At 42.7% G+C, this 1,420-nt stretch carries 1 protein-coding gene; it reads right to left on the reverse strand.

The window, feature by feature from the left end:
- Window positions 1-103 precede the first annotated feature (103 nt).
- Complete coding sequence (locus MW688_RS18390; RefSeq protein ID WP_486737471.1) at window positions 104-1,159, reverse strand: IS110 family RNA-guided transposase; 1,056 nt, start codon at window positions 1,157-1,159, stop codon at window positions 104-106.
- Between the last annotated feature and the right edge of the window lie 261 nt (window positions 1,160-1,420).

Raw genomic sequence — 1,420 nt, forward strand, 5'->3', positions numbered from 1 at the left:
AGCAAACCTACTCAATGTCAGATGCTATGTTTAGCATCTGAGCAAGTTCTTTGAAAATTTCATAGATTAGCACTACCAAAGGAGGTTATGCTTTCGAGCATGATCATCCCGTGTAGGCAGGCATTGTGCCCTGCCTACTTTTCTGCTCATCCATTTGATTTTGATAATAATTCGGGTCATAAGCTTCGTTGTTTTTGTAGAGTGTATAGATTAGGACTAAGAGTTTTCTTTGAACAGCTACATAGCCTTTCATTTTGACCTTAGTGCGATCATACACTCGATTGAATAACTGAGTGAACTCATCGTGGTATTTCACCACTGTGAGTGCGGGGAAGTGTAATGCTCTTCGGATATGTCGATTACCCTTTTTGGATATTCGTGTCTTACCATTTACACTGCTTCCGGATTGGCGTTGTACTACATCGTAACCAGCGTAGGAGACCAGCTGTGACTTATGAGTAACTAGCTTGAAGCCATTGGTTTCGGCAATGATGCCCAGTACCGTAATCCATCCCAGTCCTTTGACTTGACAGATATTGTCTACCCGCTTTTTAAGATCAGTATCTTGATCCAGTTGTTGCTCCATTTCATGCTCTACTTCCTCAACTTGTTTAGCAAGTAATCGTAGCATAGCCTTGAGTCTTTTTATAGTTCCCTTATTGGGACTTTTACAAGCTTGCTCGGCGTGTAAGCGATTGGAAATCACGGTTTTTTCCTCAATCAGCGTGTGCCTTTCCCGATTTAGTCCTTTTATGGAGTACATCACTGGACTAGCGGGCTCCCAAAGTGGAAGGACTTGAGTAATACCCAGTTCAGCAAGCCCCTCTGCCTCAATTTTGTCAGTCTTGCTTTTCAAATTAAGGAACTTGAAATAGCCTTTGATTCGATTAGGCAGCAGCACAAATACTTGCCACTCTTGCTCATGCAAGAAATAGGCTAATGATTCATAGTACACGCCAGTGGCTTCCATGGTTACCCGCATAGGAGCATCAGCTATGCGTTTGTTTTCCACCCATTTCACCAGGGCTTGAAACCCTTTGGGGGTATTGGCAAATTTGCGGGTGCCTTTGATTTTAACCTGCCCGGTTTCACGGCGTACTTTTAAGCACACCCGAAAGTCTTTCCCAGCTACATCAATGCCTAAATTTTGTGTAAACATGATTGACAAGTTAGGTGAATAAATAATGGTTCTTTCATCGTCATTACTCGTAGCTTACACTGGCTCATCCCACATCGCGAAAGGCCTTAAATGCTATTCTGACTCTAAAGAACCTCCCAGAGCAGGGCTATCTGACATTCTGCGTATTCTCTCGAGTGTAGAGAATCGCTTGCATATACATATCCTCTGCTCTGAGGTCTTGCCAATCTATGATTTTCAATGAACTTTTGTACTATTAACAAACGTACGAGCATTTACGCT

The sequence above is a fragment of the Johannesbaptistia floridana genome (assembly GCF_057440575.1).